We start from the raw sequence: 20,484 nt of genomic DNA on the forward strand, positions 1-20,484 counted from the left end.
CTAGACCTCCTGGATCTCCTCCCGGCGAGTTTCGAGGGGGCTTTTGCCGAGGGAGGTCACCTTTGCCGTCAAGTCCAACCCCTCTTCGGCGGCCAACTTGGCGGAACGGGCCACCTCGTAGAGACTCTTCACCACGCTGCTGAGGGGGATGGCAACGATCACGCCCAGGATGCCCCCCAGCTGTGCCCCCGTCAACAGGGCAATCAAGATCCACACCGGGTTGAGGCCAATCAGCTCTCCCATCAGCCGGGGAGCGATGACCCGATCCTTGATCTGCTGCACGATCAGGGAGACCAGCACCACCTTGAGGCTGAGCCAAATGTCCTGGAAGGCCAGCAGCACTGCTGCCGCGCCAATACCAATGAAGCCCCCTACCAGCGGGATCACCTCCAGCAGGCCAATCAAGAGGCCAAACAAAAGCCCAAAGGGTACTCGCAGCAGCCCAAACGCTGGCACCAGCATCAGGGCCATCATGAACCCCAACACCAACTGGCTGATGAGAAAGTTCTGAAAGCTGAGCACCAGGGCTTCGCCGATGCGCGGCCCCCAGGGCTTGGGAAAGAGGCTGAGCAACCCCTGCCAAAACTGGCCCCCATAGAGCAGCATGTAGAAGGCCAACACCAAGACCAACACCAAGTCGACCACCTGGTTAAAGGTGCCTAGGAGGATGTCGAGGGATTGGCTGGCAATTTTTTCGGCACCGGCCTGCAGGCGGCTGAGGAGAGTGTTCACCAGCTCCGGCTGGCCAAGGTTGATGTTGCGCTCGGCAGCCCAGAGGCTAATCTGGCCAAGCCAATGTTGTAAAGTATCCACCCACTCAGGGATCCGTGCCCCCAACTGCACCACCTGCTTAGCCAGGAGGGGCACAACGGCAATCCCCACCAAAACCAGCAGCACCACCGAGAGGGCAAAGACCAAAGCCACCGCTACAACACGGTTGACCCGGTAGCGCTGCAGCGCCTGGACTGGGTAGTTGAGCAAAAAAGCCAGTACCGCCGCTGTCAGGATGGTGGCGAGCAGATGGCCAAACAGACGGCCCACTTGCAGGGCCAGCCAGCCGCTAATGACCATCAAAATCCAGGTCACTAGCAGCCGCTGCAAGGGGGAAAAGGAAAAGCGGTTCATGCCAGGGAGATCCCACCAAGCCTAAAAACCCAGGATGCTATATCCACTGTCTACGTAGATCACCTGGCCAGTAATGCCGCTAGCTAGGTCGCTGGCCAGAAAAGCTGCCACATTGCCCACCTCGAGCTGGGTGATATTGCGCCGCAGCGGCGCTTTCTCCTCGACCGCGTGCAGCATGGCATGAAAATCAGCAATGGCCGAGGAAGCCAAGGTGCGAATGGGTCCAGCAGAAATGGCGTTCACCCGGATCCCGGCGGGGCCCAGCTCGGCTGCCAGGTAGCGAACGCAGGTTTCTAGGCCCGCTTTGGTGACAGCAGCCATGTTGTAGTTAGGCACCACTCGCACTCCCCCTAAGTAGGTGAGGGTGAGGACGCTGCTGCCGGATCTCAAGAGGGGCTTAGCGGCCCGGCAGAGGGCAATCAGGGAGTAGGTGCTCACATCCATGGCCAGGGCAAACCCCTGCCGCGAGATGTCGCTAAAGTTGCCGCTCAGCTCCTCTTTTTTGACGTAGGCCAGGCAGTGAACCAGGATGTCGAGCTGGCCCCACTTTTGGGCCACTTCCTGAAATAGGTCGTTGATTTGCTGATCGCTTTGGACGTCGCAGGGAAGGAGAAAATCCGGCTTCAGGGGCTCAGTGAGTTGTTGGACTTTCGTCTTGAAACGATCCCGCTCGTCCGGCAAGTAGGTAACCCCCAACGTAGCTCCTGCTTTGTGCAGCTGCTGGGCAATGCCCCAGGCAATGGAGCGCTCGTTGGCAATGCCGGTTACCAAGGCTTTCTTTCCGGTCAGATCTAGCATAGGGAGACCAACGCAGTAGGGGTGGATGCTTATCCGTCCTTTAGCCGGGCTGGTAGGTGGAGGCTACGTGCAGTTCTTTAAGCTGCCTGGGCTCAACACCGGAGGGGGCGCCGGTGAGCAAGCACCTGGCCTGCTGGGTCTTGGGAAAGGCGATGACATCGCGGATGGAATCTTCCCCTGCCAGCAGCATCACCAGCCGGTCCAGTCCGTAGGCAATGCCCCCGTGGGGTGGGGTGCCGTACTCAAAGGCTTCTAGCAAAAAGCCAAACTTCTCCCGCGCCTCCTCAGGACTAAGGCCAATGATTTGGAAAACCTGCTCCTGGATCTCCCGCTGGTAGATGCGCAGGGATCCCCCCCCCACTTCCACGCCGTTCCAGACCAAGTCGTAAGCCTGGGCCCGCGCCGTCTTCAAGTCGGCCAAGTCGTCAGGATGGGGAGCAGTAAAGGGGTGGTGCAGGGCTTCCAGGCGGTTTTCTTCGGCGTTGAATTCAAACATCGGGAAATCCGTAATCCAGAGGAGATTCAAGGCATTCTCCGGGATCAAACCCAGTTCATGGCCTAGGTGCAGCCGCAGCCGGCCCAGCGACTCGTTGACCACGGCAGCCGGCCCTGCCCCAAACAGCAGCAGATCCCCTGGCTTGGCGTTGGTCAGCTGCCGCAACTGCTGTTCCTGCTCAGGGCTGAGGCTCTCCTTGAGGGCACCAATGGTGTCGAGGCTATCGGGACGCACCCGAATGAAGGCCAAACCGCCTGCCCCGTACTGAGTGACGAGCTTAAACAGATCTCCGCCCGGTTTGATGCGGGTGTTGGAGATCTGTTCATCGCCGCCGGGCACTGGCAGAACTTTGACGACTCCTCCCTGCTGCAGGGCTTTGGCAAAGACTTGAAAGCGGGATCCCTGAAACACCGCCGAAACATCCACCAACTCCAGCCCAAAGCGGGTGTCGGGCTTGTCGGAACCGTAGCGGGCCATGGCCTCGGCGTAGGTTAGCCGTGGGAAGGGCCGGGGCAGGTCGATCCCTTTAACGGTTTTGAAGATATGGCAGATGAGCCGCTCGTTGAGCTCCAGGATTGCCTCCTGATCCATGAAGCTCATCTCCATGTCCAACTGAGTAAACTCCGGCTGGCGATCCGCCCGCAGATCCTCATCCCGAAAGCAGCGGGCAATTTGGTAGTAGCGATCCACACCAGCCACCATCAGCAACTGCTTAAAAAGCTGAGGCGACTGCGGCAGAGCAAACCACTCCCCAGGGTTGAGGCGGCTGGGCACCAGGTAGTCTCTGGCGCCTTCGGGGGTAGAGCGGGTGAGGATGGGGGTCTCTACCTCGATGAAGCCTTCCTCGTCTTCCAGAAAGCGGCGGATGGCCTTGATGACCTGGTGACGCAGTTGCAGGTTGCGCGACAGCCGCTCCCGGCGCAAGTCCAGGTAGCGATAGCGCAGGCGAATCTCCTCCCGCACCTCTTCCCCTTCTTCCCCGGAGACGCTGAAGGGAAGCTGCTTGGCCACCCGGCTAAGAATCTCCAGCTGCTCCGCATAAACCTCCACTTCGCCCGTGGCCAGGCGGGGGTTGAAGGAGTCGGCAGGCCGGGGCTGAACTGTTCCTGTTACCCGCACCACGTACTCATTGCGCACCTCCTTGGCTAGCTCGTAGGAAAGAGGAGTCTTCTGGGGATCGGCCACCAGTTGCACAATGCCGGAGCGATCCCGCAAATCGAGGAAGATCACGCCCCCGTGGTCGCGGCGGCGGTCAATCCAGCCGTAGAGGGTAACCGTCTGGCCGATATGGGCTGGGCGCACTTGGCCACAGTAGAGAGAGCGAGGCGGGCGACGGATGGCAGCAGGCATGGACAAGGTAAGAGAACGAGGGTCTGAGCCCCTATCATACAAAACTCAGCCCCCCCTGTCTGGGAGCCCCTTCAGCTACCTGAACCCCCGCTTCGGCGGCAACCGTTTGGACGAGAGCGGGATTGGACACCCCCAGGGCACACTGTCTCGGCACCGAGCTGTTCCTCGGTACTGATTCCCATCCGCCAGCGGGCCTGCATCGCTACTTCCTCTTCGGCAACACCCCGAGGGCGAGCAACGCCAACGTGCTGACAGGGGTGGGCCTCACTCTCCTATTGCTAGTGCCTCGACTACACCCAGTGAGGTTGCTGGGATCCCTGTTGGGCGTCAGCGGTAGCCTGCTGGGGATGTACGCCAGCTACTCCCTCAACACGGCAACCTGACGACCTAGAAGCGGGAGGGACGAGCACCTCGGCTACTGCTGGCCTGACGCGGCAGTGCCTTGTTAACTCTTAAGTCTCGGCCCATCCAAGTAGCTCCATCCAGTTCTTCGATAGCTTTTTGCTCGTCGGCTTCGTTTTCCAGCTCCACAAAGGCAAAGCCTCGCTTGCGGCCTGTCTCGCGATCTACTGGAATCTTGATTTGCTTGACAGTGCCGTATTCAGAAAAAACCAGACGCAGGTCTTCTTCACTGGCCTTGAAGGACAAGTTGCCGACAAAAATGGTCATAACCCTGCGAACTCCGAACTTTACCCTCTAGCGCTCAGTTCGGAAGCTCGCCTGGTTAGACCCTTGGCTTGATCCGAAACTGATGCCAACCCCATCTTAGTCCTAGCAGCAGCATTTGCAAACTCCCCCCTCCAAAATTTTCTGCAGACATCCCCGAGCCAGGAAATTAAGGCTTGCCCCGCCCCAAGGGTTGACGTTGGGGAACACCAGGAGGGCGGGGATAGAGAGCTGGTGTGGGAGCCACTTTCTCCAGCAGCAGACAGTGGCGCACGCTGTGGCTGTGGGGAGTGGTGAAGGCTTCGATGTGAACCAGTTTCCCTCCCAAAAGGGAGAGGGCCCGCTCTAGAACTTCGGCTTCGGCCTCGGTCCAATGGCCACGATAGAGGATGGCGCGTCCTCCCACCCTGAGTAGGGGCAGACAATACTCGGCACAGATCTCCGCTGCGGCCAGAGCCCTGGCCAGGGCCAGATCGTAGCTGCCACGTTCCTGCGGGTCTTGCCCCCAAACTTCCGCCCGCCGGGCCACTGCCCGCGCCTGGGCCAGGGAGAGCTGCTGCAAAACGCCTTGCACAAAGGCAATCTTGCGCTGGGTGCTATCTAGCAGGGTAAAGCTGGCCTGGGGTAGGGCAATTTGGGCCGGGATCCCTGGAAAGCCTGCTCCAGTGCCAACGTCGATGCCCCGCCAGGGCTGGGTTTGAATGACCTCCCACGGACCCAGCAAGCACAGGCCCCGCAGCGAGTCCCACAGGTGTTTTTCCCAGAAGTCGATGGGGTCAGTGATGCGGGTGAGGTTTTGGGTGCGGTTGCCGGCCATCACCAGGGGGTAGAGCTGCTGCAGTTGCCGTTGCTGGCGCTCCGTGGGTTGCCAACCCAGCTCTGCTAGCCACCTTGCCCACAGCGCCTTGAGCTCGGGGGGCTCCAGTGGAACCAGCGGGGTCTTTTCGGCTTTGGTCATCCTGGGAGGCTCAGCTTCAAGGCGGCAGGGATGGCTTTTTCGGCCCAACCCTTAAGCTCCTGGGTCAAGCCCTGCAAAGAGCGATCCGCCCCCAGCAGTTCCTGGTTTAGGCAAACCAACTCCTGCAAATCCAGCTCCTGGTAGGGGATCCCCTCCTCCAGCAAGAGGTTAATCGGCTGGGCCTGAGCCTGGAAAGGCTGACGGGAAGCCAACTCCAGCTCTACCTCCAAAAGCACCTGCTCCAGCCGCTCCACCCGCTCTTGCATCTGCGCCAGCAGGGCTGCTAGCTGCTGACAGCAGTGGTGAACCTGGCGGGCGTAGACTTTGAGGGGCAAGGCCAGCGGCAGCAAGGATTCGGACAGGAGCTGGACGAGGTGCTGGGCCTCCAGCTCTTCCAGTTGGAGGTCTTGCCAAATAGCCTGATAGGAGCGCAGCGCCTGGCGACAGGCCTCCAGGCGGCAGTAGCAGGGCTGTAGCACCGAAGCCCGTAGCTCCTGCAGGTAATCGGCCCACAGTTGTCCCACCTCTACCATCGAGCTGGGACGCAGAAAACTCCACCCCTGGGCCACCAGCCAACTGAGTACCAGGCCGGCCAACAGTTGGTTTTTTCGGCGTAGCAGGAAAGGGGAAAGCTGATCTCCCCAAGTGGCCAGACCCAGCCAGATCAAGGCAGCTAAAGCCAAATGGGGCAAGCTGATCATTTCGGCCAAAAGCTGGGCGGAGCAGCGCTGGCGCAGCCTCCAGATCATCGCGGCGCCTAGGCTGTAGAGCCCTCCCCCCAGCAGCGGGATCACCGCTAGCCACGGGAGCGGTAACAGCTTACTCTCGCCCAGGGCCTCCCAACTGAGCAAGTACAAGGCCAAGAGAGCCAAAACCGCAACCCACCCCTGCTGGTGCTTGAAACGGCGGGCCAGCAGACGTCGGCGGCGACGTAGATAGGTTTGAAAGGATTCGGCAACGAGGGTGGACATAGGGATCCCTGGCGCTATGCCCACTGGCCTAGAGCGCTATCCTCATTCTGCCCGCTTTCAGGCCTGGCCGATGGCAAACTCTATCAGGGATCCAGGGGGCGGTTTTGCCCCAAAAGCTCCTCTGCGAGAAGTTTTCCAGGGCAGATGCCTGCAGGAAAGCTCTCTGTCCTTGCTACGATGTTATCCCCAGCTAATCTCTTGGCCCTGCTTTTCATCCGGCCCTGGGTAAGTTTTTTCCGGCTCCCCCCTCAAGGTGCAGCGCCAGATGATCGTCATTCTCGACTTTGGCTCCCAGTACTCGGAGCTGATTGCCCGTCGCGTCCGTGAAGCCCGGGTCTATTCGGAAATTCTCTCCTACCGCACCACCGCCGAACAACTGCGGCAACTGCGGCCCCAAGGCATTATCCTCTCCGGCGGCCCCAGCTCCGTCTACGAGCCGGGTGCTCCCGCCTGCGACCCGGAGATCTGGAAGTTGGGGATCCCCATCTTGGGCGTGTGCTACGGCATGCAGCTCATGGTGCAACAGTTGGGGGGCCGGGTAGAGCCTGCCCGCAAAGGCGAATATGGCCGCGCCGCCCTCCATGTTTTGGATCCCACTGACCTGCTCACCAACCTGCCAGAAAACAGCACTGTGTGGATGAGCCATGGGGATGTGGTCACTGAATTGCCGCCAGGCTTTCACGCCCTGGCCGCCACGGACAACACTCCCTTTGCTGCCATTGCCGATCCCGTCCGTCGTCTGTACGGAGTGCAATTTCACCCAGAGGTGGCCCACTCCGAGGGCGGCGCTTTCCTGATGCGCAATTTTGTCTATCACATCTGCCGCTGCGAGCCCACCTGGACCACGGAGGCTTTTCTGGAGGAGGCCATCCGAGAGGTTCGCGCCCAGGTGGGCAACAAGAAGGTGTTGCTGGCTCTCTCCGGCGGGGTGGATAGTTCCACCCTGGCTTTCTTGCTGCACAAGGCCATTGGCGACCAGCTCACCTGCGTGTTCATCGACCAAGGGTTTATGCGCAAGGGCGAGCCGCAGCGGCTGCTGCGCCTTTTCCAGGAGCAATTCCACATCCCCGTCCACTATGTAGATGCTCAAGAGCGCTTTCTCCAGCAGTTGAAGGGGGTTACCGACCCAGAAGAAAAACGCAAGCGCATTGGGGCAGAGTTCATTCGCGTGTTCGAGGAGGAGTCGCAGCGGCTGGGTCCTTTCGAGTACCTGGCCCAGGGCACTCTCTACCCGGATGTGATCGAGTCGGCCAACACCAACGTGGATCCGGTAACTGGGGAGCGGATTGCCGTCAAGATCAAAAGCCACCACAATGTCGGCGGCTTGCCGAAAAATCTGCGCTTTAAGCTGGTAGAACCCTTGCGCAAGCTCTTCAAGGATGAGGTGCGGCAGCTGGCTCGCTCCTTGGGCCTGCCGGAAGAAATCGTTAATCGTCACCCCTTTCCAGGGCCGGGGCTGGCCATCCGCATTGTAGGAGAGGTTACCCAAGAGCGGCTGGAGATCCTGCGCGAGGCCGACATGATTGTTCGCCAAGAGATTAACCGCTCTGGCTACTACTCCAAGCTCTGGCAAGCCTTTGCCGTGTTGCTGCCAGAAGTGCGCTCGGTGGGGGTAATGGGAGACAAGCGCACCTATGCTTGCCCGGTAGTGGTGCGGTTGGTTACCAGCGAGGACGGCATGACGGCAGACTGGGCCAGGGTGCCCTACGACCTCTTGGCCACCATCTCTAACCGCATCGTCAACGAGGTTCCGGGTGTCAACCGGGTGGTCTACGACATCACCTCTAAGCCTCCGGGCACCATCGAATGGGAGTAGACGGGATCCCTAGCGAGGGCCTGCTTTCGGGAGAGAGTGGGAAAGCTGAGCCTGGGCGGCTTGGACTTCCAGGCGGGCCAAGGTTGTAGCGGCATCGGCCAGTTGCAGGGCCAAATTGGCACGGCTAATGGGATCCTGGGCTTTCCAGAGATCCTGTCCCAAACAGAACACTCGATAGCGGAAAGCTTTGATGGAGTGGGATGGAATTGCTTTAACGGTCATGGTTACAGCCTTTTTTCCACAGCAATGCGAGTGTTCAGCAGTACCCGCTCGGGCTCAAGGTAAGTAAATGTTACCAAAACAACTTCATCGACAGCCCTGATGACTACTGGGCAGGTGGCTTTTGGCGGTTCCACCCGCCCGTGCCGTACTCCCACAATGTATTCCCCAACGGGTAGGTCATCAAAGCCGGCGTCGGCGTAGATTAACTCGATGGTTTCTTCCCCAATCCGTTTCCCCTCCTGCTCCAAGAAGGCGACAAAAGGGATCCCCTCGATGGAAGTGAGGGCATTGTTGGCTTGGTTGCGAATCATCACAAAAATGTCGGCCATGGGCGGGATGCCCTCTCTCAAGGCTCCCCTCGCAAGGCTGCTGGAACAGGGCCCGACTAACTCCTAACTCTAGACCGGCGCAGGGACAAGACAGGCTTCCAACTTTTGCCGCAGCTTGGCCGTATCGAGGTGCTGGCCAATGAGCACCAACTGGTTTTTGGGCTGGCGAGGCCACTCATCGCTGCTGAGGGTGTAGCGTCGGCCGCTGAGGTGGAAGATATACCGCTCTGGGCTTTCTTCAAACCATAGGATCCCTTTGGCCCGAAAGACCGCCTCAGGCAACTCGTTGAGAAAGTTCTGGAAGGCGTCCAGAGAGAAGGGCCGATCGCTTTCAAAGGAGAGGGAGTTAAAACCCTCGACCTCGATGTGGCTGTGGTGCGAGTGGCCATGCTCATGGTCGTGTTCGTGGTCGTGCTCAGCGTCGTGGGCTTCCTCCTGGGGCAGGGAGCTGGGCTGAAATAGATCGATATCTAGGATGAGCTCTAGGGGAACAACGCTGTTGACCGTGCGCAAGATGCGGGCATCTTCCTTGATCTCGCGGATGCGTTTTTCCAAGCGCTCAATTTCTGCCGCTTCGACGAGGTCAGTTTTGTTGAGGAGGATGATGTCCCCATAGGCAATTTGGCTGTAGGCTACGTCGCTGTGGAACAGATCGGGGGCAAAGTTGCTAGCATCCACCAGAGTGATAATCGAATCCAGCCGCGTCAGATCCCGCAATTCTGGTCCCAAGAAGGTGAGGGCAACCGGCAAGGGATCCGCCAGCCCAGTGGTTTCCACCACCAGATAGTCGATTTTGTCCGAGCGCTCCATCAGGCGCAGCACGCTGTCGACAATGTCATCGCGAATGGTGCAGCAGATGCAGCCGTTGTTCAGCTCCACCAGGTCTTCTTCACTGGAGATAATCAGCTCGCCGTCGATGCCGATTTCCCCAAACTCGTTGACCAGCACCGCCGTGCGCATTCCCTTTTGATTCCTGAGGATGTGGTTTACGAGAGTGGTTTTCCCACTCCCCAGAAAGCCGGTGATGATGGTAACGGGTAAGCCCTGCTTAGGCACTTCAAGGGTTGTGGTCATAGCGCGCTGCCAATGTGGATGTCCTTACTTCCTTCTACCTTACCTGCGTCTGCAGGGGACTAGCTCCAGCGGCTAGGCCATGCAGTAAGCTAATGAAGGCGGTTAGGAAGCGGGCGCTATGGCTTTGCTGCCCTTTTGGCCGGAGCAGCTGGGGTTAGCCCTGCCGCTACCTCTTGTAACCTCTGCTTCTGAGAACAACCTGGGAGAGGGATCGCCACTGCACCTTTGGCTGGTTACCTTTTTAACGGTTTTTGTGGCGGAAATGGGTGACAAGACCCAGCTGGCAACCTTGCTTCTAAGCGCCCAGTCCCAGTCTCCCTGGGCCATCTTTTTTGGCTCGGCCAGTGCCTTGGTCACCGCTAGCTTGCTCAGTGTCCTGTTGGGCGGGTGGCTAGGTCAGGTGATCCCGGCAGCCTGGGTAGAGTGGGCGGCGGGAGTGGGCTTTTTAATGATCGGAGTCTATGTGCTGTGGCGGGAGTGGCAGAGTGCTCGCCGAGAGCAGGGCTAGCTTTCCAAGACAACTGCTCCCAAACGAGTAGGGTAAATATAAGGAACGTGGTGAACCGAGAAAACGGTAGTCCAGCCTCCTCTTTTTCTCTCCGGCAAATAGCCAATCGGTCTGCTTTGGTCAGCTTTGCCTCAATTCTGCTGGCCGAAATGGGCGACAAAACCCAATTGGCTACGCTGCTCCTCAGTGCCCGCTCGCAAGACCTGACAGTAATCTTCTGCGGGGCTGCTGCGGCCCTCATCAGCACTAGCTTTCTCGGGGTGTGGGCCGGAGCCTGGGTGGCGCAGCTTATCCCCCCACGTTGGATGAGAACCCTGGCGGGCGTGGGATTTGTTCTCATTGGCCTAGGCTTGCTGGGAGAGTCCCTGGCTGCCGGCGGCTAGGAGGTTTGGAACGGCCCTGTCCTCTAGGGCTGGATCCCTGGCGGGGAGCTCGCCCCTAAACCTGCTATTGTATTGCAGGGGTGGGCTGGAGCGGAGGAGTTATGAAATACCGACGGATTCTCCTGAAGCTAAGTGGCGAAGCCCTGATGGGGGATCGTTCCTACGGGATCGACCCCAAGGTTTTGAGTTTCATTGCCAACGAGGTAGCCACGGTGGTGCAAGCCGGGGTACAGGTGGCCATTGTGGTGGGAGGGGGCAACATCTGGCGTGGGCGCCAAGAGGCGGCTGCGCAGGGAATGGATCAGGCCTCTGCTGATTACGTGGGCATGTTGGCCACCGTCATCAACGCCTTGGCCTTGCAGGATGCTATTGAGCGGGCCGGGATCCCGACGCGCGTGCAGACGGCCATTGCCATGCAGGAGGTGGCAGAGCCTTACATTCGTCGCCGCGCCATTCGTCACCTGGAAAAAGGGCGGGTGGTGATCTTCGGGGCGGGTTCCGGCAACCCCTTCTTCACCACTGACACCACGGCAGCCCTGCGAGCAGCGGAGATCGACGCCGAAGTCATTTTCAAGGCCACCAAGGTGGACGGGGTTTACGATGCCGATCCCAAAACTCACCCCCAGGCCCGCCGCTACGATGTCCTCAGCTACCAGGATGTGCTGACCCGCGATCTGCGGGTGATGGATAGTACGGCCATTGCCCTCTGCAAGGAAAACCAACTCCCCATCGTCGTCTTTGACTTGACTACCCCTGGCAACATTTATCGAGCTGTGCAGGGAGAGCCCATCGGTACTTGGATTGGCCAAAGGAGTTCGGGGAGCAACGGGATCGACAAGCCTTCTCCCTAGGGCTCCGACTGGCTGGAGGTCAGGGGAGGATATGATGATTTTGCTGCCGACAACCAAGGCAGGCTGGGGCAGGGTTTCCGCCATGGAAAGAGGAAGGCGATGACGGCTCAGGGGCCCAGGGATCCCCTCTCGTCCAAGCGCTCTGCAAAGCAAAGCGTTGAGGCACCCCTGGCTGCTGCGCAGCGCCTCCGCAAGCGTGGGAGCCAGCGTTTTTGGCAGAGCTTGATTTTTCTGCTGGTTCTATCAGGAGGATTGGGCTACTGGCGATGGCAGACCTGGCTTCAGCCAGTGGGGGGTTCAGAGCCAATCCAAGTAACGATTCAGCCGGGCAGCAGCAGCCGCCAGATTAGTAGACAACTCCAGCAAGCAGGGGTGATCCGCTCGGCGCTGGCCTGGGAGCTGTGGAGCCGCACCTTGGGGCGCAACTGGCTGTTTCAGGCGGGCACCTACGCTCTGGATCCCAACCAAGACATGCTGGCAGTGGCCCAGCAACTGCGACAGGGCCGCATTCTGCAGCGGCGGCTCACCATCCCGGAGGGCTGGCGGATTCAACAGATCGCGGAGGCTTTGGCCGAGCGCAATTGGATCCCAGCCGAGGTCTTCATCGCCACGGCTCGTGTGATCCCTCCTCTCGATTGGCTGCCTCCCAACCTCAGCTCCCTAGAAGGCTACCTCTTCCCCGACACCTATTTCTTCCCTGCCGAGCAGCTGGAGGGATCCCTGCCGGATCGCCAGAAGGCTGAGCTAGTCATCAACGCTATGCTGCAGCGCTTTGCCGAGGTGGCCCTGCCCCTGTTTCGGCAGCATGCCACCCCTCTCTCGCTGCACGAGTGGGTCACCCTGGCCAGCATCGTGGAGCGGGAGGCTGCAGTGCCAGAAGAGCGGGCCCTGATTGCAGGCGTCTTTTTGAACCGCCTCAAAGCAGGAATGCCGCTGGCTGCCGACCCAACCGTAGAATACGCCCTCAACATCCAGCAAACCCCAGCCCGCCGTCTCACCCTTGCCGAGGTGCACACCCCCTCCCCCTACAACACCTACCTCAACCCCGGCCTGCCTCCTGGCCCCATTGCCAACCCTGGCCTGGCCAGCCTGAGAGCTGTTTTGGAGCCTGAGGAGACCGACTACCTCTACTTTGTGGCCCGCTACGATGGCACCCACGTTTTCAGCAGAACCCTAGCAGAGCACGAGGCGGCCCAACGGCAAATTCTTAGCCAACTCCAGCAACCTCCTTCGCCAACAAGTCCCTAGCGATGGTTCGCAAGCCTTGGTTTAAGCTCCTGCAGCCGGATGTGATCGTGGATGGCACTGTCTTGCAGCTGCAGACAGAGGAGCTGCGGGCCTGGCAGGTAAGGGGCATCATCTTTGACGTAGACGACACGCTGGTGCCGAGCCGGCAGACGGAGGTGGATCCAGCAGTAGCGGCTTGGCTAGAGCAGTTGCGCCCCCACTTTCAGATTTGGCTAGTGAGCAACAACCTCAACCGCAACCGGATTCGGCAAATTGGCGAGCGTTTGAACCTACCTTTCATTCACGGGGCTGGCAAACCCTCGCGGCGCGCCCTGCGACAGGCTGTGGCGCACATGGGCTTGCCGGTGGAGGCAGTGGCCATAGTAGGCGATCGCCGGTGGACGGATATTCTGGCGGGCAACCGGCTGGGCTTGGTGACCGTCCTGGTCAACGGGGTCGGCCAACGGCAGCAAATTCTGCCAAGCTGACCCCTTGGCCCAAGTTTTTTGTAAAGTGACGAGGTAGCCGGATCCCCCCTTGCGGCCCAGTAGAAACCCCTCCCCCTCGTCAAATCTGCCCTGGAACAGGTAATGCCCATGCTGCAAAAAGCCCTGCGCTCAGTTTCCCAACGCTTAATACCCCATGGACGAAGTTGGTTGAGGAGCCTGCTGGCCGTGCCCTTGCTCGTTGCCGCTTCTCCTGCCTGGGGCCTGACTCCAGTGGCCCGTCCCGATCTCGCCAAGCTCAAACGGGCAGAAGTCATTGGGGTAGTTGACTCCAGCACCCTGGTTGTGCAAATTGAAGGGGACTTACAGGCGCGGCTGGTGCACCTGATTGGGGTCGATCCCTTGCCAGGGGGGATCAACCCTACTTGGACAGAGCTGCGGCGGCAAACCCCTCTGCCTATCTACGCTGCCGGCCAATACCTAAAAACGACTTTGCTGGGGCGCGAGGTGCTCTTAGAGCTGGATCCGGCCCTTGCTCCTGGGCCAACCCTGCCCGCCTACGTCTGGCAGGCCCACACCCTCATCAACCAGGAGGTGCTGTTTTTGGGGCATGGCCTGCTAGCAAGGCAAACGGATGGCCTCAAGTACGGACTTATCCTCAAGGAAGCTGCCAATGCTGCAAAGCAGCAGGGCCGAGGCTATTGGGCCCCCTATAGCCCCCGCTAGGGCTTCTGATTACTTTGCCTTATTGGTCGCATTATAGTGGTATCTCGAGGGGGCTCTTGGCGCCGCCAGCCAGATCCTTGAGGATCCACACCGGCAGTTGGAGTTCTCTATGGCCGATGGATTGCCGTTTACCCTAGATCAGCTCCTCATCGTCCAAGCCATTGCCCAGGAGGGAAGTTTTCGTCGGGCCGCTGACAGTCTATTCATCTCCCAGCCGGCAGTTAGCTTGCAAGTGCAGAACCTGGAGCGCCAGTTAGGGGTAGTGCTGTTTGACCGGAGCGGGCGTAAGGTGGAGCTGACGGATGCAGGGCAAGTGTTGCTTCAGTACAGCGAGCGCATCCTCAAGCTTTGCCGGGAGGCCGTTCAGGCCCTGGCCGAGGTGCGGGAGATGGGAAGGGGACAGTTGGTGTTGGGGGCTAGCCAAACAGTAGGCACCTATGTGATGCCTTTTTTAATTGCCCAGTACCACCGCTACTACCCCGGCATAGCTGTGCAGCTCTTGGTGCAATCCACTCGGCGAATTGCTCAAAAGCTGGTTGACGGTCGCTTAGACCTGGCCGTAGTTGGGGGAGAGATCCCGTTTGAGTTGCAGCGGCATCTGAAGGTAATTGCTGTGGCAGAGGATGAGTATGTCTTGGTTGGCGCCCCCGGCTGCACCCCTGCTGCTCCTGCTCTAGGCGATTTGGTGACGCTGCCTTTTATTACCCTGGATCCCCAATCCTCCACGCGGCAGACTATCGACCGAGCCCTGAGTCGCCACGGCATTAACCCTGCGCAGTTGCAGGTGCGGCTGGAGCTCAGTTCCATTGAGGCTATCAAAAATGCCATCCAGGCCGGCCTAGGGGTGGCTTTTCTGTCAATGGCGGCCGTGGGATCCGACTTGGAGCAGGGGCGGCTGCAAAAGCTAGAGGTGGAAGGGCTGCAGATACGGCGCACCCTTTGGCTAGCCTACAACCCCGAGCGCTACCAGTCGCAAGCAGCCACCCGCTTTCGCGAGGGTTTGCTGGGCTACCAGGACTGGCTAAAAACGCCTCCGCGCCACCTGCAGTTGCTGGCTTGAGATGCAAAAGCAGGAGCTGTTGGAACGACTGCGGCTCTGAAAGTACTTGCCTTGCGAAGGGGACCAGAGGCCTTTGACCGCCTACCACCCCGCCAGAGGGATCCCCACCCCAGGCGTCACTTCCCCAGAGCAAACTAGTGAGGAGAGCCCACCCTGGTAGTTGCCGCCAAGCGAGACGACACCCTTCCCTCTTGGCATTGCCAGACCTAGGCAGAGGCAATCCCTGGCGCGCAGCTTCAGATCTTGCCAGGGGCCTACCTGCAGAGCAAGTCCTACCTTTCGGCGAGAGCTTCTGAGTACCACCCCTCCCCCGAGACAGCTATAGGCAGGGCCCGGTTTGCCAAAGGGGAGATGTCTATAAACTTAAGGGGTAGGTGGATTCTGGCAAGGCAGGAGTTTGACGGCAGGGAGGGCAGATTGGTGAGAAGACCCATCTGGCTACGGGGCGTGAGCTATGCCATCTATGGCTTTCTCTACCTGCCGATTTTGCTCATTGCCGTCTATTCCTTCAACCGCGCCCGCTTTGGCCTGGTGTGGACCGGCTTTACCCTCGATTGGTACCTGGCTCTCTTTCGCAATGCCGCAGTTTGGCAGGCAACGCAAAATACCTTTGTCTTAGCAGGGGCCAGCACCCTGGCTAGCACGCTGCTGGGATCCCTATTAGGCTACGGCCTCTACCGCTACCATTTCCCCGCCAAAAAGATGGTGCAGGGTCTGCTGCTTTTGCCAGTAGCCCTCCCCGATATCGTGATGGCCGTTGGGCTGCTGCTGTTTTACCAGCTGGTGCGCGCCTATACCGGCTGGTTTGAGCTGGGCTTGGGAACGATGATCTTGGCCCACGTCACCTTCCAGATTGCCTTTGTGGCCCTTGTTGTGCGCAGCCGCCTCCAGCTTTTGGATCCTGCCTTGGAAGAAGCTGCCTACGACCTCTATGCCAACACCTGGCAGAAGCTGCGCCACGTCACGCTGCCGCTTGCCCTGCCAGGGATCCTGGCTGCTGCTCTGCTGGCTTTTACCCTTTCGATAGATGACTTTGTGATCTCTTTTTTCACCAGTGGCCCCGAGAGCCAGACCCTGCCCATTTTGATCTACAGCATGGCGCGGCGAGGAGTGACGCCGGAGATCAACGCCCTCTCCACCGTGATCATCTTGGCAACTTTGGTGGCAGTGATGGGACTCCCCCTGCTCCGCCGCTCGCGCCAGCAACAATACCGCTAGAGAGGGGCTACAGCGCGCGGCTAAGAGCGCTACCTAGCCCCTGGAAGGCGAGCCAAGAAATCAGAAAGTTGGTTACAAACACGCCCAGCAACGCTGTGACAACTGCATCCGTGGTGGAGCGCCCCACCCCCTTGGCCCCCCCACTCGTGGAAAGGCCCCAGCTGGAGCCAACAATGGCAATGAGCGCGCCAAACACCATCGCCTTCAAGCAACAGACGATTAAATCCCAAGCGGTGAGGAGAGTCTGCGCTGAGGTAAGAAAGACAGAAGAAGAAATGTTGTAAACCGAAGCGCAGATAATCATTCCCCCAACTAGCCCCGTCAGCAGGGAGAGGATGGTGAGCACCGGCAGCATGAGCCCCGCCGCCAGCACCCGTGGGATCACCAAGTAGTCCACCGGATCGGTGCGCAACAGGTAAAGGGCGTCGATCTGCTCAGTGACCTTCATCGTGCCTAGCTCTGCGGCAAAGGCGGATCCCACGCGTCCGGCTAGGATTACCGCGGTTACCACTGGCGTCAGCTCGCGGGCAAGCGCAATGGCCAAAACCCCCCCAACTAGAGAAGAGGCCCCAAAGTTGAGGAATTCTCGAGCTACCTGGATGGTGAAAACGCCGCTAATCACCACCGCCGTAATCAAAACAATCAGCAGCGAGTCCAACCCCACCGCTGCCAGTTGCTCCAGGGTGTTGCGGCGGTGGATACGGCCCTGCAGGAGGTGTAGGATCACCTGACCAGCCAGCAGAAAACTGCTGCCAAGCCGCTGGAACCAATTCATGGGCCCCGCGCTACGCCTCAGTCACAGAGCTGCAGCTGCCGCACAACCGGATCTGGCTCGCAGATGAGCTCAAAGTTAATCACTCGCCAGCGCTGGGGGGATCCGCCCGCCCCTTCGGGGAGCTGAGAGCTGAAGCTGACCGGCAAACCGTAGAGGCGGGGGGGGCCAGGGCGACGCGAGGATCCCTGGTCTAGGTAGGGGGTGAGCAAGGGGCGATAGCGCTCGGCAACGATAATCTGGGTGGCCCGCATCCCCTGCAGGCGCAGGCGATCCAGCTCCTCGTGGATCTCAAAGCGGATCCCATCGGGGTGGGTGTGTTGGCGATACCAGCGGCCTTCCCAGAGACGCCAGCGGCGCCCCGACTGCAGGTGAACCAGCTCCTCCTGCTCGGGATCCGCCTCAAAGGCGCCGTGACGAGGGCAAAGATAGGTATCGGTCAGGGTGAGGGCTGCAATGGTCTGCCGACAGTGGGGGCAGGGAATGCTGGGGCCGAAAATGGGATAGGAAAAGGCAACGGTCATAGGAAACCCCTGCGTGCCTGGGCAAATCGGCGGCTGTCCACAATTATAGAGGTTGCCTTTTGCGGATCTGGCCTCAGGGATCCCTCTGGCAAAATCCGCCGGAATCCTTTAGAGTTGATGTAGGGAAAAGCCTGGGCGATCTCCCTTGAGGCTGCAGGTGGATCCCGCAGAGCCTCCGCGATAAGAAGGGGGAGTGGGTAACGCCCACTTTTTTGCTTTTTCAGAGGGAAGATGCCCCTGCTGCCAGCTCTGGCTCCATGGGCTGGGCTCTGGCTATCCCACCGAGTTGGCGATATTGGCTATGGTTCACCCCCTTATCCCCCAGCTGGAGAGCTTGGCCCGTCCTGTGGCTGCTCGGCTGGGGTACCAACTGGTTCAAATAGCCTTCCACACCAACCAGTATCCGCCGGTGCTGCGGGTAGATATCCGCCCCTTGGATCCAGAGCGGGAAACCAGCCATGCCGACTGCGAAGCCATGAGCCAAGCCCTGGAAGTAGAGCTGGATCGGGTGGATCTCATCCCTGGGCACTATGTTCTGGAGGTCTCTAGCCCCGGCATCAGCAACCTTCTCATCAGCGACCGTGACTTCACCGTCTTTAAAGGGTTTGCAGTGGAGGTGACGGTGGATCCCCCCTACAAGGGCAAAGCCGTCTGGTCAGGGCATCTGTTGGGTCGCGATGAGGAGAAAGTTATCCTCTCCCTCAAAGGGCGGCGCGTTCAGTTGCCCCGCGCCTCAGTGCAGCGGGTTGTCCTTTCCGAGGCCAAAGCCGAGTAGCTGTAGCCCCTGCTTTTCCCCTTTAGGATTCCAGTTGCCAGTTTCCTCAGGAGGATAGGCTATGGCAATGGTACCTCTGCCAGGTTTGGCAGAAATGGTGGAGATGATCTCGCGGGAGCGCAACTTGCCCCGCCATGTGGTTACTGAAGCCTTGCGAGAGGCGCTGCTCAAAGGCTACGAGCGCTACCGCAAAACCATCCAGCGAGACGTCGTTTTCCCAGAAGACCACTTCCGCAACTTCGAGGTGGAACTGGATTTGGAGGCAGGGGGCTTCCGCATTCTAGCCACCAAAACCATCGTTGAGCAGGTACGAGACCCGGATCACGAGATCTCGCTGTACGAGGTTCAGCAGGATTACCCCGAAGCCGAAGTTGGCTGGGAAGTCACCAACGACGTCACCCCCCAACAGGCGGAGTTTGGCCGCATGGCAGCTATCCAAACCAAGCAGGTGCTGGCCCAGAGGCTGCGCGACCATCAGCGCCGCCTCATCCAGGAGGAGTTTCGCGACCTGGAAAAGACCGTGTTGCAGGCACGGGTGCTGCGCACGGAGGGGCAGACCGTGATCATGGCCGTATCCAGCGGTTTTGGTCGGCCCGAGGTGGAGGCTGCGCTGCCCAAGGAGGAGCAGCTGGCCAGCGACCGCTACGTCCCCAACGCCGTGATGAAGGTCTACCTCAAAAAAGTCCACGAGGGATCCCGGCGGGGGCCCCAGCTTTTGGTTTCCCGGGCTGATGCTGGCCTAGTGGTCAACCTATTTGCCAATGAGGTGCCGGAGATTGAAGAGGACATCGTGCGCATCGTGGCTGTGGCCCGAGAAGCCAACCCACCTTCCCGCAACGTGGGACCGCGCACCAAGATTGCCGTCGATACCCTAGAGCGGGATGTGGATCCAGTGGGGGCCTGCATTGGGGCAAAGGGATCCCGCATCCAGGCCGTAGTGGCGGAGCTGCGCAACGAGAAAATTGACGTTATTCGCTGGTCGCCGGATCCGGCCACCTACATTGCCAACGCCCTCAGCCCAGCTAAGGTGGTGGAGGTGCGGCTGGTGGATCCAGAGATCCAACAAGCCCATGTCCTGGTTACCAGTGACCAACTTAGTCTAGCCATTGGCAAAGAGGGACAAAATGTCCGTCTAGCTGCCCGCCTTACTGGCTGGAAAATCGACATCAAAGAAGTGGAGAGCTACCGAGCGGCGCTCGAGGAGGCGCAGGCCCAAGGACTGCCCTATCCCTTCATCACGCCAGCTGCCTTAGAACGCTTCCGGCGGCGGGAAAAGCAGGCTGCTCTGCAACTGGAAGAGGAGTACCCGGAGAAGCTCCGCCTGGAGGAGGAGCTGGAAGCAGACGAGAGGCTGGAGGAAGAATGGGTTGAGGAAGAGGAGGACTTCGACTACGATGCCGAGTTTGACATTGCTCAGCCCAAGGCCTAGAGCGGTGGGTCTGGCCAGTCGATAAATTAGATAGAAGCGATAGAAGCCTCTCCTCACTTACCCTTGAACTCCTCCCCACCAATCATCCTGGGCATATCGGGCGCCTCCGGGATGCTTTATGCCGTGCGCGCCCTGCACGTTCTGCTTAGCCTGGATTACCGCGTCGAAGTCGTGGTCTCTAAAGCGGCCTACCAGGTGTGGCAGGGGGAGCAGGGAGTGCCCTTGCCGGCGGATCCCCAGCAGCAGGCCCAGTTTTGGCGACAGCAGGCTGAAAGCGAGGGCGGATCCCTAGTCTGTTATCGTTGGCAAGACCTAGGGGCGGCCATTGCCAGCGGCTCCTACCGCACCCAGGGGATGTTGGTGATCCCTTGCAGTATGGGCACGGTGGCCAAGCTGGCTGCCGGCTTGAGTTCGGATCTGCTAGAGCGGGCTGCCGATGTGCAGCTCAAGGAAGGCCGCCGCCTGGTCATCGTGCCCCGGGAAACCCCCTTTAGCCTCATTCACCTACGCAACCTGACCACCTTGGCAGAGGCAGGGGCGCGCATTGTCCCCGCCATTCCGGCCTGGTACCACCAACCCCGCACCATCCTAGATCTGGTGGATTTTGTGGTGGTGAAGGCCTTGGATCAATTTGGCATCGACAGCCACCTCATCCAGCGCTGGCAAGGGATGCGTCAGCGCCAGATCCTCAAGTTGTCCTCTGAGGAGTAAACCCCGTAGCCAAGGCGAGGGCCTCCCGGCCGCGTTTTTTGGCGGTTGG

Annotated in this window: 24 protein-coding genes; 13 read left to right on the top strand and 11 right to left on the bottom strand. The window is 59.8% G+C overall.

The genetic code is table 11. The features are described 5' to 3' along the window. Genes NW833_RS05575 through aspS form a run of 3 tightly spaced genes read right to left on the bottom strand, consistent with a single transcriptional unit; the run spans position 1 to position 3,769 of the window. Entirely contained in the window at positions 1-1,125 is a 1,125-nt protein-coding gene (locus NW833_RS05575) for an AI-2E family transporter (RefSeq protein ID WP_414411817.1), read from the bottom strand. A 21-nt stretch (positions 1,126-1,146) separates the two neighbouring features. Further along, a complete protein-coding gene (fabI, locus tag NW833_RS05580) occupies positions 1,147-1,923 on the bottom strand; it encodes an enoyl-ACP reductase FabI (RefSeq protein WP_414411818.1) in 777 nt (258 codons plus the stop codon). Between the two features lie 40 nt (positions 1,924-1,963). Then, complete coding sequence (aspS, locus tag NW833_RS05585; RefSeq protein WP_414411819.1) at positions 1,964-3,769, bottom strand: aspartate--tRNA ligase; 1,806 nt, start codon at positions 3,767-3,769, stop codon at positions 1,964-1,966. A gap of 122 nt (positions 3,770-3,891) precedes the next feature. Here aspS and NW833_RS05590 point away from each other — a divergent pair, with 122 nt between their 5' ends. After that, positions 3,892-4,152 carry a hypothetical protein gene (locus NW833_RS05590; RefSeq protein ID WP_414411820.1) on the top strand — a complete coding sequence of 87 codons (261 nt, stop codon included), beginning with the start codon at positions 3,892-3,894 and terminating at the stop codon, positions 4,150-4,152. Between the two features lie 4 nt (positions 4,153-4,156). Here NW833_RS05590 and NW833_RS05595 read toward each other — a convergent pair whose 3' ends face one another. The 3 genes from NW833_RS05595 to NW833_RS05605 all read right to left on the bottom strand — a co-directional run bounded on the left by NW833_RS05595 (position 4,157) and on the right by NW833_RS05605 (position 6,364). Next, positions 4,157-4,438, bottom strand: coding sequence for an RNA recognition motif domain-containing protein (locus tag NW833_RS05595; RefSeq protein WP_414396558.1), 282 nt, complete (start codon positions 4,436-4,438; stop codon positions 4,157-4,159). 166 nt (positions 4,439-4,604) lie between these two features. Further along, positions 4,605-5,393, bottom strand: a complete 789-nt coding sequence (gene rsmG, locus NW833_RS05600; protein ID WP_414411821.1) for a 16S rRNA (guanine(527)-N(7))-methyltransferase RsmG — start codon at positions 5,391-5,393, stop codon at positions 4,605-4,607. Beyond that, positions 5,390-6,364, bottom strand: a complete 975-nt coding sequence (locus tag NW833_RS05605) for a hypothetical protein (RefSeq protein WP_414411822.1) — start codon at positions 6,362-6,364, stop codon at positions 5,390-5,392. Before NW833_RS05605 ends, rsmG begins: the two co-directional genes overlap by 4 nt. A 265-nt stretch (positions 6,365-6,629) precedes the next feature. Here NW833_RS05605 and guaA point away from each other — a divergent pair, with 265 nt between their 5' ends. Next, positions 6,630-8,180, top strand: coding sequence for a glutamine-hydrolyzing GMP synthase (gene guaA, locus NW833_RS05610; protein WP_414396565.1), 1,551 nt, complete (start codon positions 6,630-6,632; stop codon positions 8,178-8,180). Positions 8,181-8,189: 9 nt separating this feature from the next. Here guaA and NW833_RS05615 read toward each other — a convergent pair whose 3' ends face one another. The 3 genes from NW833_RS05615 to NW833_RS05625 all read right to left on the bottom strand — a co-directional run bounded on the left by NW833_RS05615 (position 8,190) and on the right by NW833_RS05625 (position 9,805). Then, on the bottom strand, positions 8,190-8,402 hold the full coding sequence (locus NW833_RS05615) for a hypothetical protein (RefSeq protein WP_414396568.1): 213 nt from the start codon (positions 8,400-8,402) through the stop codon (positions 8,190-8,192). Positions 8,403-8,404: 2 nt separating this feature from the next. Beyond that, entirely contained in the window at positions 8,405-8,731 is a 327-nt protein-coding gene (locus tag NW833_RS05620) for a hypothetical protein (protein ID WP_414396571.1), read from the bottom strand. Positions 8,732-8,800: 69 nt separating this feature from the next. Next, a complete protein-coding gene (locus tag NW833_RS05625; RefSeq protein WP_414411823.1) occupies positions 8,801-9,805 on the bottom strand; it encodes a CobW family GTP-binding protein in 1,005 nt (334 codons plus the stop codon). Positions 9,806-9,923: 118 nt separating this feature from the next. Between NW833_RS05625 and NW833_RS05630 the strand changes: the two genes are divergently transcribed. The 8 genes from NW833_RS05630 (at position 9,924) to NW833_RS05665 (ending at position 16,224) form a co-directional block, all read left to right on the top strand. Next, a complete protein-coding gene (locus NW833_RS05630; protein ID WP_414411824.1) occupies positions 9,924-10,313 on the top strand; it encodes a TMEM165/GDT1 family protein in 390 nt (129 codons plus the stop codon). A 116-nt stretch (positions 10,314-10,429) separates the two neighbouring features. Then, positions 10,430-10,696, top strand: a complete 267-nt coding sequence (locus NW833_RS05635) for a TMEM165/GDT1 family protein (RefSeq protein WP_414411825.1) — start codon at positions 10,430-10,432, stop codon at positions 10,694-10,696. 101 nt (positions 10,697-10,797) lie between these two features. Then, positions 10,798-11,547 (top strand): UMP kinase, encoded by a 750-nt coding sequence (pyrH, locus tag NW833_RS05640; RefSeq protein ID WP_414396578.1) that lies wholly within the window; start codon positions 10,798-10,800, stop codon positions 11,545-11,547. Positions 11,548-11,646: 99 nt separating this feature from the next. Beyond that, the gene (gene mltG, locus NW833_RS05645) at positions 11,647-12,795 is read left to right on the top strand and encodes an endolytic transglycosylase MltG (protein ID WP_414411826.1); all 1,149 of its coding nucleotides are present in this window, start codon (positions 11,647-11,649) and stop codon (positions 12,793-12,795) included. 2 nt (positions 12,796-12,797) lie between these two features. Next, positions 12,798-13,262, top strand: coding sequence for a YqeG family HAD IIIA-type phosphatase (locus NW833_RS05650; protein ID WP_414411827.1), 465 nt, complete (start codon positions 12,798-12,800; stop codon positions 13,260-13,262). Positions 13,263-13,448: 186 nt separating this feature from the next. Then, complete coding sequence (locus tag NW833_RS05655; protein WP_414411828.1) at positions 13,449-13,946, top strand: thermonuclease family protein; 498 nt, start codon at positions 13,449-13,451, stop codon at positions 13,944-13,946. 109 nt (positions 13,947-14,055) lie between these two features. Continuing rightward, positions 14,056-15,006: a LysR substrate-binding domain-containing protein gene (locus NW833_RS05660; RefSeq protein WP_414396588.1), complete on the top strand. Its 951-nt coding sequence runs from the start codon at positions 14,056-14,058 to the stop codon at positions 15,004-15,006. A gap of 420 nt (positions 15,007-15,426) precedes the next feature. Next, complete coding sequence (locus NW833_RS05665; RefSeq protein WP_414406150.1) at positions 15,427-16,224, top strand: ABC transporter permease; 798 nt, start codon at positions 15,427-15,429, stop codon at positions 16,222-16,224. Positions 16,225-16,231: 7 nt separating this feature from the next. Here NW833_RS05665 and NW833_RS05670 read toward each other — a convergent pair whose 3' ends face one another. Together NW833_RS05670 and NW833_RS05675 are read right to left on the bottom strand one after the other, a co-directional pair. Continuing rightward, positions 16,232-16,999 carry an MlaE family lipid ABC transporter permease subunit gene (locus NW833_RS05670; protein WP_414396594.1) on the bottom strand — a complete coding sequence of 256 codons (768 nt, stop codon included), beginning with the start codon at positions 16,997-16,999 and terminating at the stop codon, positions 16,232-16,234. A 17-nt stretch (positions 17,000-17,016) separates the two neighbouring features. After that, the gene (locus NW833_RS05675; protein WP_414406149.1) at positions 17,017-17,520 is read right to left on the bottom strand and encodes a TIGR02652 family protein; all 504 of its coding nucleotides are present in this window, start codon (positions 17,518-17,520) and stop codon (positions 17,017-17,019) included. Between the two features lie 301 nt (positions 17,521-17,821). On the opposite strand from NW833_RS05675, the gene rimP reads away from it, so the two are divergent. From rimP to NW833_RS05690, 3 genes are all read left to right on the top strand, one after another. Continuing rightward, on the top strand, positions 17,822-18,295 hold the full coding sequence (gene rimP, locus NW833_RS05680; RefSeq protein WP_414411829.1) for a ribosome maturation factor RimP: 474 nt from the start codon (positions 17,822-17,824) through the stop codon (positions 18,293-18,295). Between the two features lie 61 nt (positions 18,296-18,356). Continuing rightward, positions 18,357-19,724, top strand: a complete 1,368-nt coding sequence (nusA, locus tag NW833_RS05685) for a transcription termination factor NusA (RefSeq protein ID WP_414411830.1) — start codon at positions 18,357-18,359, stop codon at positions 19,722-19,724. A gap of 63 nt (positions 19,725-19,787) precedes the next feature. Beyond that, a complete protein-coding gene (locus tag NW833_RS05690; protein ID WP_414396604.1) occupies positions 19,788-20,435 on the top strand; it encodes a flavin prenyltransferase UbiX in 648 nt (215 codons plus the stop codon). Positions 20,436-20,484 lie beyond the last annotated feature (49 nt).

The organism is Synechococcus sp. O70.1, assembly GCF_047462215.1.
In the GTDB taxonomy this organism is placed as follows: Bacteria; Cyanobacteriota; Cyanobacteriia; order Thermostichales; family Thermostichaceae; genus Thermostichus.